This is a genomic window from Flavitalea plasmicola, assembly GCF_030546645.1.
Lineage (GTDB): Bacteria > Bacteroidota > Bacteroidia > Chitinophagales > Chitinophagaceae > Puia.
Map to the genome: position 1 here is coordinate 343,624 of NZ_JAUOTO010000009.1, position 14,734 is coordinate 358,357.

The 14,734-nt window shown below is 52.3% G+C and carries 10 protein-coding genes; 5 read left to right on the forward strand and 5 right to left on the reverse strand.

The genetic code is table 11. The features are described from left to right. Positions 1-200: 200 nt before the first annotated feature. On the forward strand, positions 201-2,084 hold the full coding sequence (locus tag Q4E93_RS30840) for a T9SS type A sorting domain-containing protein (RefSeq protein ID WP_303591796.1): 1,884 nt from the start codon (positions 201-203) through the stop codon (positions 2,082-2,084). Positions 2,085-2,200: 116 nt separating this feature from the next. After that, complete coding sequence (locus Q4E93_RS30845) at positions 2,201-3,559, forward strand: flippase (RefSeq protein ID WP_303591797.1); 1,359 nt, start codon at positions 2,201-2,203, stop codon at positions 3,557-3,559. Here the strand turns inward: Q4E93_RS30845 and Q4E93_RS30850 are convergent. Together Q4E93_RS30850 and Q4E93_RS30855 are read right to left on the reverse strand one after the other, a co-directional pair. Further along, positions 3,554-5,290: a GMC oxidoreductase gene (locus Q4E93_RS30850; RefSeq protein ID WP_303591798.1), complete on the reverse strand. Its 1,737-nt coding sequence runs from the start codon at positions 5,288-5,290 to the stop codon at positions 3,554-3,556. The two genes, Q4E93_RS30845 and Q4E93_RS30850, sit on opposite strands and share 6 nt — an antisense overlap. Positions 5,291-5,296: 6 nt before the next feature. Next, positions 5,297-5,872, reverse strand: coding sequence for a gluconate 2-dehydrogenase subunit 3 family protein (locus tag Q4E93_RS30855; protein ID WP_303591799.1), 576 nt, complete (start codon positions 5,870-5,872; stop codon positions 5,297-5,299). Positions 5,873-6,065: 193 nt separating this feature from the next. On the opposite strand from Q4E93_RS30855, the gene Q4E93_RS30860 reads away from it, so the two are divergent. The 3 genes from Q4E93_RS30860 to Q4E93_RS30870 are packed head-to-tail and all read left to right on the forward strand — an operon-like array spanning position 6,066 to position 10,269. Next, positions 6,066-8,297, forward strand: coding sequence for a GumC family protein (locus tag Q4E93_RS30860; protein WP_303591800.1), 2,232 nt, complete (start codon positions 6,066-6,068; stop codon positions 8,295-8,297). Position 8,298: 1 nt separating this feature from the next. Then, on the forward strand, positions 8,299-9,084 hold the full coding sequence (locus Q4E93_RS30865; RefSeq protein ID WP_303591801.1) for a TolC family protein: 786 nt from the start codon (positions 8,299-8,301) through the stop codon (positions 9,082-9,084). 15 nt (positions 9,085-9,099) lie between these two features. Continuing rightward, the gene (locus Q4E93_RS30870; RefSeq protein ID WP_303591802.1) at positions 9,100-10,269 is read left to right on the forward strand and encodes an acyltransferase family protein; all 1,170 of its coding nucleotides are present in this window, start codon (positions 9,100-9,102) and stop codon (positions 10,267-10,269) included. Here the strand turns inward: Q4E93_RS30870 and Q4E93_RS30875 are convergent, their stop codons facing one another. Genes Q4E93_RS30875 through Q4E93_RS30885 form a run of 3 tightly spaced genes read right to left on the reverse strand, consistent with a single transcriptional unit; the run spans position 10,270 to position 14,568 of the window. Further along, positions 10,270-11,466, reverse strand: a complete 1,197-nt coding sequence (locus Q4E93_RS30875; protein ID WP_303591803.1) for a glycosyltransferase family 2 protein — start codon at positions 11,464-11,466, stop codon at positions 10,270-10,272. A 9-nt stretch (positions 11,467-11,475) separates the two neighbouring features. Continuing rightward, positions 11,476-13,035: a PKD domain-containing protein gene (locus Q4E93_RS30880; protein WP_303591804.1), complete on the reverse strand. Its 1,560-nt coding sequence runs from the start codon at positions 13,033-13,035 to the stop codon at positions 11,476-11,478. 9 nt (positions 13,036-13,044) lie between these two features. Beyond that, positions 13,045-14,568, reverse strand: coding sequence for an O-antigen ligase family protein (locus Q4E93_RS30885; RefSeq protein WP_303591805.1), 1,524 nt, complete (start codon positions 14,566-14,568; stop codon positions 13,045-13,047). Between the last annotated feature and the right edge of the window lie 166 nt (positions 14,569-14,734).

The following is a 14,734-nucleotide window of genomic DNA, read 5'->3' on the forward strand; positions in this document are numbered from 1 at the left end:
TATGTCAAGGAATAGTTCAGCAGGCGGCTGCCATGGCTGAAAATGAGGCGGGAGCGGCGATTTTACTTGCAAAAATCATATAAAACTGTATCTTTACCCTCTCCCTCTGCCTGAAATCCATACCTGATAAGACCTCTTTCATCGTCCCTCCAATATCCAGTCATTAACAATTTAAAGCGACCTTTTAAACTGGATTGTACATGAAAAAAATTTACCTATCAGGTTTCTGTGCCCTTCTTTTGTCCGGAACCTTTGCCCAATCACCCGGCGGCGTCAGCACCGGTCTTACCTTGTGGCTGAAAGCAGATGCTTCCAGCACTTTGACTTCCTCGGACAGTCTTGACAGCTGGCAGTATTCCAACAATGCAAAGGTCTTTAACGCTACGGTCAGCAGACCGCTGGTGGTGCCGAACCAATTCAATTTTCTACCCGGTGTCTCCTTTTTTGGTAACCAGTATATGGATGGTCCTACTTTGGCTGGGGCGCCCATCACTGCCGGGAAGGATGATTATGCTGTTTTCGCCGTTTGGACCTCAAACAGCAGTGCCTCCATTCAACGGATCTGGTCACAGAATGGGTTTGCATTCGGGAACAACAATGGCACTTCCCTTTGGCTTTACAACGGGCAATGGGGTGATCAGGCGGAGATCGGTCCCTCCTTTGTCACGGGAATGGGGCGCAACTATACCATCGGTGCGCCCTATATCAGCCAGATGAACCTGCTGGCGCAGAACGACAATGACCTGGAACTCATCGACCAGGGTAATTTGACCGCGCCTACGGTGCTCAGCACTTCTCCTGGAAATGCCATCGCCACCAGAGCGCTGGCGGCAGATTACAACAGGCTGGGTATCAGGACTTATCCCAGTTCAGAAGCTTTCATAGGAAGCTTAGGGGAGCTGATCGTTTACAACAACTCCGTGGATGCCGGGGCTAACAGGAACAAGATCTTTTCTTACCTGTCCCTTAAATATGGAATACCCCTGGGTACGGACCTGATCGCTTCGGACGGCTCCACGATCTGGAATTCGGCTGTCAATCCCTATAATAACGCTGTATTCGGCATTGGCCGGGATAACACTTCCGGGCTGCTGGTGACGCAATCCAACAGCGCTTCCACTGGAAACGGGAGCGGCGGGGGCCAATCCGGGGCGGCGAATGTTGTGCTGAGCAATCCCAGCGCGTTGACCACCGACCTGAATTTCCTTACGGTCGGCAATGACAATGGCGCGACGACAGAGTCGACTACAGGAGCGCCTGCATCCATGAGCATCCTGGGCCGGAAATGGAAGGCTCAGCATGTCGGTAATGTAGGTACCGTTAACCTCAGCATCGATTATACCGGGGTTACTACCCAGGGAACCCTGGGGAATCCAAATAATTTCAGGCTGCTGGTGGATGCCAGCGGCACGGGTGACTTTACGGCAGGCACCATCACCCGGTATACTCCGGCTTCTTTTTCGGGGAATATCGTTAATTACACCGGTGTTACATTGAGCAATGGAGCTGTCTTTACATTCGGGAGTTCCGCCACGCCGCTGCCGGTGAATTGGGTGAGCTTTACGGCGACTCCTTCCAACTCCGACATCGTGTTGAAGTGGACGGTGACCAATAACCAGCAGGCCAGCGGATATGTAATAGAGCAGTCAACTGACGGGGTTCATTTTGAAACAATTGGGCAATTGGCCAATAACCCTCAAGTCGTATCGTATAGCTTTACTTATTCACAGGCAACACCGGGCACGCATTATTTCCGGATCCTGGAGACGGACCTGGATGGCCAGGCGATCTATAGCAAGACAGTGGCGGCCAGTATCAAGGCCAGCCCCTTCAAGATCGTATTGTTGGGCAATCCGCTGCAAACCAATAACGTAGAGCTAAGGGTAACGGCTGCGGCCGCCAGCAAGGCTTATTTTGAGCTGTGGAGCCTCAGCGGGGTGAAGGTGGTCAGCGTGGACAGGGTATTGAGCGTGGGTGTTAATTCAGTGAGCGTACCCGTCGGTAATCTGGCTGCGGGCAGCTATATTCTCAAGCTACGGGCGGGGGATGACGTGCTGAATCAGCAGGTGATCAAATGCAAATAAGCAGTGCGTATATAATAGCGCGTATATAATTTTATTACATATGCAGAAAAAGCACCGTCGACTTCCGGCGGTGTTTTTTTTAATATATCTTTACGAGCGACCTCAAATCTCCCAACTTGAAAAAGTATTTCGCCAGTTACTGGATCCGTAGCGCCTTTTACACCATTTTCCAGCGATTTTCCCTGACATTTTTCGGGTTTGTTAATTTTGTCATACTGACCCGTGGTTTGACCGTGACCCAGATGGGTACCTGGGCTTTATTCCTTGCCATCACAGGGATCTTTGAGGCTACCAAGAGCAACCTGCTGAAGAATGCCCATATCAAGTATGTCAGCTCCAGCGATGACGAAGCGGAGCGGACGGCGGTGGCGTCCTCCTCTTTTCTTATCAATACTGCTATTACCTTGTTCTTTGTCCTGCTGATCGTTGTATTTTCCGGGTGGCTGGGACGGTGGTTCCACACGGGGGCGGAGCTGGCGGAAATGCTGCGCTGGTTTATACCCGGCATGTTCTTCATGATCTTTTTTGCGCACCTGGAAGCCGTACAGCAGAGCAACCTGGATTTCAAAGGCGGGTTTGCCGGATCCTTTGTGCGGCAGATGCTGTTCTTTGGGGTGATCGTCTGGTACCGGCTGACGAAAACGCCCATATCTTTAGCTTATTTGTCCATGTACCAGTCCATTACGATCGGCATTGGAACAGTGGTCCTCTATTTTTACAGCAAAAAATACCTGCTATTCCAATTCAAGCCCAGCCGGCAATGGATCAAAAAAATCTTTGGGTATGGTGGATATATATTCGGGTCCGGGATGGTGGCCAATATCAATCTTAACCTGGATCAGCTGATGACAGGCAGGTTTATTGCGCCGGGCAGCGTAGCCTATTACAATGTGGCTTCGCGTATCAATCTTTTAGTGGATATTCCTTCTTTTGCCGCGGCGGAGGTCCTTTTCCCCAAGGCTTCGCAGGCTGCTGCCGAGGGAACGACGAAGGTGAAGTATTTGTATGAAAAGATGGTGGCGGTGCTATTGGCATTTACGCTGCCGACGGCGCTGGTGATCATCCTGCTTCCCCACCTGATCACTGTGGTCATCGCGGGCCCTAAATATGCCTTGTCGGCTCCCATCCTCCAGATGTACATGGTGACGGGGATCTTCCGTCCGGCGCAGAACCAGGCGGCCAACCTGTTAAATTCCATTGGCAAGCCCAAACTGGTGTTCTGGGCCAATACGGGTACGTTGGTTGGGTTTCTTGTTATCAACTATGCCTGTCTGGTGGAATTTGGGTTTTACGGAGCTGCCATTGGTACGATGGTGACGGCAATGGTCGGTTTTGTCTTTTGGTATTTTATCATGCGGCGGCATATCGACATGGAGCTGAAGAATGTTGGCCAGTATACGTTGGATGTTTACAAGACTGCATACCGTATGGTGAAGGGCGCTTTGAAAAAGGCGAAAGCCAATGCTCATTCATAGGTTCCCTTTCTTTAGTTCTTCCACGACATGGCTGCAGGCACGGGCGGTGAGCGCCATGTAGGTAAGGGATGGGTTGGCAGAGCCGGAGGAGGTCATACAGCTGCCGTCCGTGACCAGTACGTTGGGGACATCATGGAGCTGGTTCCAGGCGTTGAGGGCAGAGGTCTTCGGATCCTTTCCCATGCGTACTGTGCCCATTTCATGAACGGCGGTGCCGCCAGGTTGCAGGTAGCTGTAAGCGTTGATGTCTTTGAATCCTGCTATTGCGAACATCTCCTTCACAGATTCCAGGATATCCTTACTCATTGCCTTTTCATTATCCCTGTATTCAAAATCGATCTTTACCATGGGAAGGCCCCAGGGGTCATGGTTGTTCTTATCGAGGGTGATCTTGTTGTCGAAGTACGGCAGGGTCTCTCCCCAGCCGCCCATCCACATGCCCCAGGGGCCGGGGGAGAGGAGCTGGTCCTTGAATTTTTTCCCAAAGCCGGGTGCGGAGGCACCGATATCCCTCCATTCGGCCCTGGCTCCTTTACCCTGGATGCCGAATCCACGGATATAGTCTTTACGGGATTGTCCGCCGGGGAGGTTGCGGAACCGGGGGATATAGATGCCGACGGGCTTTCTTCCGGAGTAGTATTTGTCTTCCATTCCTTCCAGGACGGCTCCGGCGCCAGTGCCTGTGAAATGGTCCATCAGGTTATGCCCTATCTGTCCGCTGGAGTTACCCAGTCCATCGGGGAAATGGGCTGAAGTCGAGTTGAGCAGGAGGGCGGCGGTAGCGATGGTGGAGGCGTTGAGAAAGATGACGCGAGCGTAGTATTCTGTCACGGACTTTGTCAGCGCATTGGTGACCCGTACGCCCGTGGCTTTGTTGCGTTTTGGGTCGTAGATCACTTCCGTTACGATGGCGTCCGGGACAAGGGTAAGGTTGCCTGTGGCCTGGGCCGAGGGTAGGGTGGCCGCGTTGCTGCTGAAGTAGCCGCCGAAGGGGCATCCCCGGGAGCAGAGGTTGCGGAACTGGCAGGGGCCTCTGCCGTTCCAGCCCCGGCTGAGGTTGGATACACGGCCAATGGTGGAGATCCTGTCCTTATAGTGGGCGCGGACCTGGTCGGAGAAATGTTGTTCCACGCAATTCATCTCTATGGGAGGGAGAAAATCGCCGTCGGGCAGGGAGGGCCAGTCCTCTTTGGAGCCACTGATACCCACATATCTTTCCACGTAATCATACCAGGGGGCCAGGTCGTTGTAGCGGATGGGCCAGTCCACGCCGATGCCATCCTTCAGATTGGCCTCGAAGTCCAGGTCGCTGTATCGGTAGCATTGGCGGCCCCATGTGAGGGACCGACCGCCGACCTGATAACCGCGTACCCAGGTGAAGGGTTTTTCCTGGATATAGGGATGTTCGCTGTCCTTGACGAAGAAGATGCTGCCGCCGGCATCGCCATAGGCTGTCCGGATGGGGTCGGCGGCTTTTTCTTTTTCCGTATGGTTGCCTCTGAACTCAAAGTCCCAGGGGTTGAGGATGGCGGTGGGGTAATCCCTGATATGGACGACATTCTTACCTCTTTCCAGCACGAGGGTTTTCAGTCCCTTTTCGCAGAGCTCTTTGGCTGCCCAGCCCCCAGTGATGCCGGAGCCGACGACGATGGCGTCAAAAGTATGTTGATCGGCGCCTTTGCCGGGGAGATTGACCTGGTTGGGGGGGGTAGATTGTTTCGGATCGCCCATAGTGGATTAGTTGGTTGCCCAGCTTTTCTGCCCTGGCTGCAGTGGGATGCATCCGTGGAAGCTGCCCGGGATATAAAGATATGCCAGTCCTTTTGTTGCGCCTGCGGAGGAAGTGCAGTACCCTTCCACCGTATAGTCTTTCAGGATGCGAAAAAAGGAACGTCCGGTGAGACGGGCCTCCAGTTTGCCGGCAGTGCCTTTGAAAGGCTGGCCTTTTTGTTGGAAATAGAGCAGGGCGGCCTCCTGGTCGGCGGGGGCGCAATGCTGATAAGGTTTGCCATATTTGCTCCTGCATCTATCCTGCATTGCCTTCAGGCCGGAGATAAAATTGTTTTGTTCTTTTACAGGGGTGCAGCTGGCGATCATTTTAATGATGAAATCAGCAACGCCGGCTTCGCGGGCTCCCGGTGAATCGGTGGCGGGGATGATCGTCTCGGAAAGGGCGGCGATGAGCTCCTTGTTGTTGCGTAGCCAGGACATGTCCGGAGACCGGACCAGAGTCCACCATTCGTAAGCAGCCCCGGCGCCTGCCAAGCCGATCCCGGCAAGGGTGATACGAAAGATTGCCTTACGCCTGTTCATGATCAAACATACTTATTTTCTTTGAATTATGGGGCAAGAAATCAATGATCCGGGTGGTTTACCGGGCCTGTAAAAAATGGGTAGGATCAAAATAAAGAATGATATATTTTCGTTTGTTGTCCAGCTCCAGATTTTGCCTTATTTGTTGGCATCCATCGATTTTAAAGGTTAAATTTGGCGAAAATTTCCCTTAATGGATTTTACCTATCTGATACGGGTTTTAATGAAGCGGAAGTGGATCATCATCGGCTCTGCCATCCTGGCGGCAGTAGTCGCCTGGTCGCTGACCCGGCATGAGCCCAAGGGCTACAGGAGCTCGACTCGTATCTCCACAGGATTTGCGATACCTGACGAGATCAAGATAAATGAGAGCAGCACGAACATGTTCGATGCTGAAGTACGATTTAACAATGCTATCAATACCTGGATGTCGGCGCCTGTGATAAGCCTCTTGTCCTATGAGCTGATCCTGCATGATCTTACGAGCCCGAATCCTTTCCGCAGGCTGAATGTCAAACAGCTGCAATCATATACTTATAAAGAGGTGAACCTGACGGAAGCCAAGCGTGTTTTCAAGGATAAGCTGGAGACCATGACCGTGCTCACCAGCTATAAGCCCGATGAAAAGAAACTGCTGGAATTCCTGGACCTGTATGGCTACGGCTATGGTCAGCTTTTAAGGCATATCCAGATCTACCGCGTGCCCAGCACGGACTATATACAGACGGATGGCATAACGGAGAACCCCGAGCTATCGGCGTTTATGGTGAACACGATGTTCGAGCAGTTCATCCGGTACTACCGGAATATCCGGAGCACGAAGTCACAGGAATCGATAGACACGCTGCAGAGCATCGTGGACAAGAAGAAGCAGGAGCTGGATGAAAAGAACAGGATACTCAGGGGAGAGGGCGGGACGGACGCTGCGACGGAAAGTACCAGCAAATACGAGTTGATCAGTGAGTTTGAGAAGTCGCTCAGCGATGAGAAGAACAAGCAGACGGATCTTTATTTCGAGTTACGGAAGGTGAACCAGAAGCTGGGTGTTGCCAATGCCAGTGCGAAGGATCAGGCCACGAAGCCTCCTGCTCCTACCACCGACCCGAATAATAACGAAGAGCTGTTGCAGGCACGGAAGGCCATGAACGATGCTTACAAAGAGTATCTTAATACGAATGATAAGTCGAAGCTGGACCGGTACAATCAATTGAAGGCCGAGTTCAACCAAAAATATGCGGCTGCCAATCCCAATGCCGGATCCGGGACGGAGAAGCTGCCGGACAACCGGACGGACCTGCTGGACAAGAAGAACGATATAGAGGTGAGCATTGAGGCCAGCAAGGAGAAGATCAAGCTGCTGGAAGAGAAGATCGGCAACCTGAAAGCGGGGATCAGTACCGCATCGAACAAGACGCAAACAGTGGAGACCCTGATCAAGGACGCGGACCTGGCCGAGAAGGAATATCTTGCCGCCAAAGCGCGATTAAACGCCGCTACCGACATTGGATCATCGTCCGTGAACAATTTCCGCCAGCTGCAGATCGCGCAGCCGGCGATAGATCCCGAGCCTTCGAAGCGGATGCTGATCGTGGGAATGGCGGGGGCTGTCACTTTCATGACTGTCATCGTGATCATTATTTTGCTCGTGTATATGGATTCTTCCATCCGTACGCCTATCATATTTTCGAAGGCGGTGGGTCTGAAGCTCATCAGCATGGTGAACTTCATGAACCTGAAGAACAAGACGATGAAGGACATCGTCGCAGGGCATATCAAGGAAGAGGATAAGCTGGAGAAGAAGCGCAACAATGTCTTCCGGGAGTCCATCCGGAAGCTGCGGTACGAAATAGAGACCAGCGGCAAGCAGATCTTCCTGTTCACGAGCACGAAGAAGGGGCAAGGGAAGACAACGCTGATACAGGCATTGTCCTATAGTCTCAGCATGAGCCGTAAGAAGATCCTGATCATCGATACGAACTTTTCCAATAATGACCTGACGGTACAGCTGCAGGCGGACCCTGTGCTGGAGAAGATCTCCAATGATACGAACAGCAAGTCGCTGATAGAAAAGATCCGGTTCTTCTCGAAGAACATCGGTTCCGAGATGGGAGAGGTCTATGTAATAGGGTCCGAGGGCGGGGATTACACACCTTCGGAGGTGCTGCCCCGTGAGAACCTGCTGTCGTACCTGCATCACCTGGTGAATGAATTTGATTATATTTTCCTGGAGGGGCCTCCGTTAAACGACTTTAGTGATAGTAAGGAATTGATCCAATATGTGGATGGGATAGTGGCAGTTTTTTCTGCCGTGCATGTTATCAAACAGATCGACAAGGAATCCATCAGGTTCCTGAAGGACCTCAATGGTAAATTCACCGGATCTGTATTGAATATGATCGACCTGGAAAATATAAATGCCGTATAAAATGAATCGATCTTTTACGTATTTACTCGTATCCTTTTTTTTAGCTGGAGCCGTAACCGTGGAAGCACAGAATCCTGCCGGCAAGCCCAAAACAACTGCACCGCCGGCTAATCCGGGACCAACGGCACCCATTACCCGAATCTCGACGGACCTTTCGGATACGGCCAATGAGAACAAGCTGGTGGCGCTGGCTCTTCAGGGACCTGAATACGATGCTTCCGTCCACAAGAGCAAGGTGGATGAACTGGAGCTGCGCAGGGCCAAGGCTACCTGGCTGAACCTGCTGAGCATTTCCACCAACTACAATGACCAGAGCTTTGCGAAGAAATCCACTACGGGAACGAACAATTACGTATATCCCAAATATTACTTCGGCATTACCATTCCGCTGGGGATCATTTTCTCCCAGGGCAATACGGTGAAAATGGCTCGTGAATCCATTGCGCAGGGTAAGGACCAGCAGGAGATCCTGGCCCGGCAGATAAAAGCGAATGTGCTATCCAAATATAAAGAGTACAAGTTGCTGAGCGCCCTGATCGAAATGGAGAGCGAGACCATCAACGATGTACAGGCCAATTTTTCCCAGGCCGAGGACAATTTTCGCAAAGGCACCATTACAGTGGAGTCCTATATGCTCGTGCAAAGGGCAAAGAACGACGAGTTGACCAAAGTGCTGAACCTGCAGTTCCGCCAGGACCTTATCCGTATCGATATCGAACGGATGATCGGGTGGCCGCTGGACCATGTGCTGCGTCCTGTACCGGGAGCTAATCCTACCAATAAATAGTTGCCGGCAATCCCTATGGCAACGAATGGATATATTAAAAGTCTCGATGGTGTAAGGGCCTTTGCGATCCTGCTGGTGATGAGCCTGCATGGGGAGATCACCACGTTTGGGTGGATCGGGGTGCAGCTGTTCTTTGTGCTGTCGGGGTTCCTTATCACGGGCATACTCTGGAAGGATAAAAAGGCCTCCGATCCCCTCTCCTTCAAGCTGAAGAAGTTCTGGGTACGCCGTACGCTGCGGATATTTCCATTGTATTTCGGCTTTCTGCTGGTGACAGGCGTCGTTTATATCTTCACGCATGCGCCGGAGGGATATGGGCGGTATATCCCATACCTGGTGACCTATACTTTTAATTTTACAAGGTCGTTTTCGGGATGGCACTGGTATCCTGCCTTTACGCATTTCTGGTCCCTGTGTATCGAAGAGCAATTCTATCTCTTTTTCCCCCTGATCATACTGATAAGTCCCCAACGGCTGATAAAGGTGTTCATGATCGGGGTGATCATTGCGGCGCCGCTGGTGCGTTATCTGCTGGGAGCGCATTTCATTGCGAAGGGATTCAGCGGCGAGCCGTTGTCGGACATTGTATACTGGCATACGCTGAGCCACCTGGATGCCTTTTTTATGGGAGGCATCATACATGTCCTGTCTTTGGACAAGAGGGTGAGAAGGCCGCAATTCCTGCTGCTGGCGAGCCTGGTTGCCGTGGTGGGTGCAGGGATCTGGGATTATGGATTCAGGAGGGCGCAGGGGAGCTATATAACGGATCTGGGCTATCGGATCGGACAGTCGGAGCATTATGAATATGTTTGGCACTATACGCTGCTGAACCTGTTCTTTTCAAGTCTGATCCTGGTGCTGGTGAGCGAGCATATGCGGGAGCGATTTACCCGGCTCCGCCATTTTTTACAGAACAGGTGGCTGGTGAATATCGGGCGGGTGAGCTACAGTATGTATATTTTTCATTGGCTGGTGTGGGCCTTTTTATTCAAGCCTTATTTCAATCCCGAGCATTCGGTGATCAAGATCCTGTTATTCCTTCCCTATCTGGCGACGGTGTACCTGCTGTCCGAAGTAAGCTATCGCATTTACGAGATACATTTCATAAAATTAAAGGACCGCTTTTTCCCCCGGCCCGACCTGGGTGAAAAGGCGACCAAGCCGCTGGCCCCAGCAGCGAAGTGATCAGGCTTTTGCGCTGAATTCCTTAGGGGTGTGGAGGAAGCCAGTCTTGTGTTTTTTAATATTCAGCAAAGCTTTTACCATGGCGAACATCAGAACCGGGATCCTGGAGAGGGCGGTGAGGGTCTGCCTGTTGTAAAAAGCCGATGGGATGGCGACGATCATTGTGAGTCCATAAATACCGACCAGGGCCAGCCACCATGGCCAGCCGGGGGCCAGGATGGGAACTCCGGTGAAGATCGTGACGGTGCAAATTGCGATCACCAGTAGAAACACCAGCATCAGCAGGAGGCGTGGCAGGAAGATGCATTGAAAGAGCTTATGCAGGAAGATCTTATGGGTGCGCAGGTGTTTCATGTCGGGAGAAAGGAAGCTTTTCAGGTGATCCACCTGTGTGCCGAGCCAGCGGGTCCTTTGTTTTTCAAACACTTCTTTACGTTGTACTTTTTCGTCATAGATGTAAGCATCTTCGATGAATTCGACCATGATGTCCTTTTTCACCAGCTGGATGTCTATTTCCCTGTCCTCGCCCGGATTGTCCTGGATGGCGGGGAGGGCAAAGATGCCGCTGATGAGGTCATAACGGAAAGCCATACCCGATCCGATGAGGGCGCAGGAGAGGCCCAGGACGCGCTGGCCGCGCCGGAGCATGGTATTATTGATCTCTTCGCTCATGGCGTCGAGGATGGCTACGGAATTATTCTTATTCTTGGCCGTACGGTGGCATTGGACCACCTGCCAGCCGGAACGATAGGCGTGATTGACCTTTTCAAGGGTGTCGGAAGACATGATGTTGTCGGCATCCAGGATCATGGCCAGGTCGTAACTGCCGGAGGCCAGCTGCTGAAAGGCCGCGTTGAGAGAACGGGCTTTCATGCTTTTTTCCAACCGGACGGGTATGACGTTGACGGGGATCTCCTGCATGAGGCGGATGGTTTCCGGCTGCAGCTGATCTGCCACGACGGTGACCGTGTATTTATCTTTGGGATAGTCCTGGTTAAGGGCCTGGCGCGCTGTGTCGACGATGACCGAATCCTCTTTATAGGAAGGAATGATGACGGCGATGCGGGCCTTATCGGGGTGGGAGGTATATTTCCGGAGCTTTCCGAAGCGACCTGCTGCTGCGAGGAAAAAAAGGTACAGGATGGTCGAGGCCAGGTAGACAAACAGCAAGGAAGTGAGGATATATACTACTATCATTGGATAAAGTTAATCTTTTTTAATATGACCGGAAGGGCTGATGGAGACCGTGATGGCTGTATTTTGGGTACCTGTATTGCTATCTGTCACCGTCAACTGGAATATGTAAGTGCCGGGTGTGAGGCCGGCTACTGTGGTGGAAGGCGAGTCGGGGCGGGAGATGGTGCAGAGTTTCCCGCTGACCCTTTTCCAGCGCCAGGATGTGATCTTATAATCGATGGTATCGATGCCATTGGCGGACCTGGGTGTGGACTTAACCAAAAGGGGTGGTGTGGCGGTGCCTTTCAAAATTATTGTGCCACCATCCTCTTCGACTGTGGCGTGGATGGAAGGGGGCTGGAAATTATAGGTTTGGAAAATAGTGGTGAGCGGCGTGACCTTGGTGGGCACCAGCACATCCAGTGCGTTGGGATGTTCCATTTGTTGCAGATTGAACAGGCCGTTGCCCAGCACCATTGCCTTGTTACGCCCCCAGGAATACAGGTCGCCGTTCTCGGCCAGGGCGTATTTATAGAATCCAAACCAATTGTTGGAGAATAGACTGGACCATTTGATCCCTTTCCCTATTTGTACGGCGGGTGCGGGAACAGGGTTTTCGCTGTCTTTAAAAGACCAGCCGTATCCCGGAAAGGTAGGGTAGTGGTGTTTGTTGACCGTTTCTTCCCCGTTGCCTACTTCTCCCTGGGCATTGAAGCCCAGGCCGTACATATCGCCGCGGGTATCGATGTAGTGGGTGGTGTTCCAGTCCACGGAGATCTCTTTAATGGGCGCTTTTACTTTCCAGAGGTCTTTTACGGGTGTGGGCTGGGCATAAGCTGCGGGTGTCCTTGAGCCCCAGCTACCCCACGCTGTGCCCCAAATGTAGGGGTATCCGGCCGCTGCGCCAGGGGTTGCGGGTATGATGCAGCCTGCATAGTCGAAGTGGCTTGCGAAGATGTCGATGGCGGGAGCAGGAATTGTCTTTTTGACGGGGTTCTTTCCGCCGCCGTAGGTCCATTCATACACCTGGCCTGACTTTGTGAGGGCGACGATCCTGTAGCCACCCAACGCCAGTTTTTTTACGGCCATTCCTTTGGGAGACAGCTGGATGGGGCGCAGGTTGTTGGCGCCAGCGGGTGTAAGGAGGTGGTAGTCGTCATTACCGAAGTACCAGACGCTGCCGTCGGAGCGGATGGTGAGGGTAGTGTTCTGGTAGGCGAAGACCCGGATGTTCTTATCAAAGGGTGCACCGGTGGTGTCCGTGTCGTATCTGTCCGTGTTGGCGGTGTAGTCGATGCGGGAGGACCAGATATAGCCCTGGTCGTCGAGGACCCTGAATTCGTTGAAGGCGCCGTCACCATCAACGGCCTTTCTTCCCCCGATGGGGAATTTAACGACAGTACGGGAGCCGTTGTTCCATCCATAGATGTTGCTGTCGCTGGCGATGTACCAGACGCGGTATTCGCAAATGATGACCTTTTCCACGCGGAGGGAGGGGGATAAGGGAGTTTGCGCCAGTATGCGGGATGCGCTGGTGATCCAGGTAACGTTGAGGATCAGGAGCAGTATTTGAATAAGGGGGCGGTTCATGAGGATGGGTTATATACTTATTTCCGGGTGCCTGGGTTCGGCATTCGTGTCAAAATATTTTAAGTTGAGCATAATCGCAATGAGCGGGAAGTATACGAGGGAGTCGGTGACGCCCCCCACAGCCAGCTGAGTATATTCGCCCACATAAAAAGAAAAGATGGCGCTGAGACAGGCACTATAGTACACTTTGATCTCGGGCGACCGGGCTCTAAAGAAGCCGCGTATGCCAGTGCGCATGACCATAAAGTATAGGATACAGACCAGGATCAGGCCGATCCATCCCGTTTCGGTGGCTTTGACCACGTAGCTGCCATCCGGCTGGAAATTCGCGAGGGGGTGGCCAGGGTGTTCTTTGGCGCCGTTGAAGCCCGTGGTTCCCAGGCCGCCGCCGATGGGATGGCTACGAATATAGGGTTGGATGAATGCCCGGGCCTCCAGTCGCACCTTGTAGGATTGGTCCTGGGTACCAATGAAGGTGGTACGAAAGCGGCGGATAGTGCCGATGCCTTCGAAAGGGCCTGTCATGAGAATAATGAATCCTATCACGGAGGCGATGCCTAATTTCTGGATGGCGGGTTTGTCGATATTGAGCAGGATGAAGAATCCCAGGCCTGCCAGCATGGTGGCGTAGGCGGTGCGGGTGCCGGAGTAGCCCACGGCCAGGAGCATGAAGATAGCTCCTATAATATAGGCAGCGCGCCATCTCTTGTCTTTCTCATAGATCCCCAGGATAAAGTAATAGAGGGTACAGCCAGTCATGAGCAGGCCATAGATCGAGGGGTCGGACATGGTGCCGAACTTGCGGAATTCTCCATTGACGAACAGGAGGCCGAAGGCGATCGGATTGGACAGAATGGACTCCAGTTCCCATGGCATGAGGCCGAACCACTGTTGAATGCAGCCGTAGATAGCGCTGATGCCAGCTGCGACCAGGAGCATATTGGAGAATTTCCGGATCTTCTCCATGCTGTCGAAGAGATTGTAAGCGGCGAAAAGTATGATGATAAAGTCGAGGAACTTACGGAATCCCGTGATATTGGTGGCGGAGGCGCCGCCGGAGTTGGGATTGAACATTTCCACGACGTTGAAGAAGAGGATGACGAAGAAATAGGTGACGAGGGGGATCTTATTGAAGTACTTCAGGGTGATGCGAAAGTCCGGCCGGGAAACGCTGAGGCCCAGGAGCAGGACGATGGCCAGTATGTCGTATACGAGGCCAACGGGAAAATCTCCATGGAAGAGGGCCGAATTGAACCAATAGATGAGAAAGGCAAAAAAGAGGAAAAAGTAGAAACATACTTCCGGGTCCTTCAGAAAGATCACCAGGGCGACAAAGCTGACGATGGCCACGAAGAAGGCGAGACCGCTCATCAGATCCCGTGAAATGAGCAAGCCGAAGATGCAGGCCAATGCCGCAATGGAAAGATAGCCCAGCCAATTGTTGAGCTTGTCCCGGAACAGGGTCTTAGTGGTAAGGGCCGAGACTTTTCTGTTGAACTTCTCCCGCATATCCCCGAGCAAGTGTCTGGCCATGAGCGGTTATAAAAAAACGAGTTTTAAAATTACAAATATCAGGAAGGCTGCAACGATGCTCACCATCACAAATTCATGAAAGGAGGGCTTTTCCTGCTGCATGTAAGGGTGATATTTAATTACTTTACCAACAACGAAAATAGGGAAAATAAAATATGTGTAGAGG

Coding starts and splice junctions, on each gene's coding strand:
- Q4E93_RS30840 (WP_303591796.1), top strand. CDS start 201: ATGAAAAAAATTTACCTATCAGGTTTCTGTGCCCTTCTTTTGTCCGGA.
- Q4E93_RS30850 (WP_303591798.1), bottom strand. CDS start 5,290: ATGGGCGATCCGAAACAATCTACCCCCCCCAACCAGGTCAATCTCCCC.
- Q4E93_RS30855 (WP_303591799.1), bottom strand. CDS start 5,872: ATGAACAGGCGTAAGGCAATCTTTCGTATCACCCTTGCCGGGATCGGC.
- Q4E93_RS30860 (WP_303591800.1), top strand. CDS start 6,066: ATGGATTTTACCTATCTGATACGGGTTTTAATGAAGCGGAAGTGGATC.
- Q4E93_RS30865 (WP_303591801.1), top strand. CDS start 8,299: ATGAATCGATCTTTTACGTATTTACTCGTATCCTTTTTTTTAGCTGGA.
- Q4E93_RS30870 (WP_303591802.1), top strand. CDS start 9,100: ATGGCAACGAATGGATATATTAAAAGTCTCGATGGTGTAAGGGCCTTT.
- Q4E93_RS30875 (WP_303591803.1), bottom strand. CDS start 11,466: ATGATAGTAGTATATATCCTCACTTCCTTGCTGTTTGTCTACCTGGCC.
- Q4E93_RS30880 (WP_303591804.1), bottom strand. CDS start 13,035: ATGAACCGCCCCCTTATTCAAATACTGCTCCTGATCCTCAACGTTACC.
- Q4E93_RS30885 (WP_303591805.1), bottom strand. CDS start 14,568: ATGGCCAGACACTTGCTCGGGGATATGCGGGAGAAGTTCAACAGAAAA.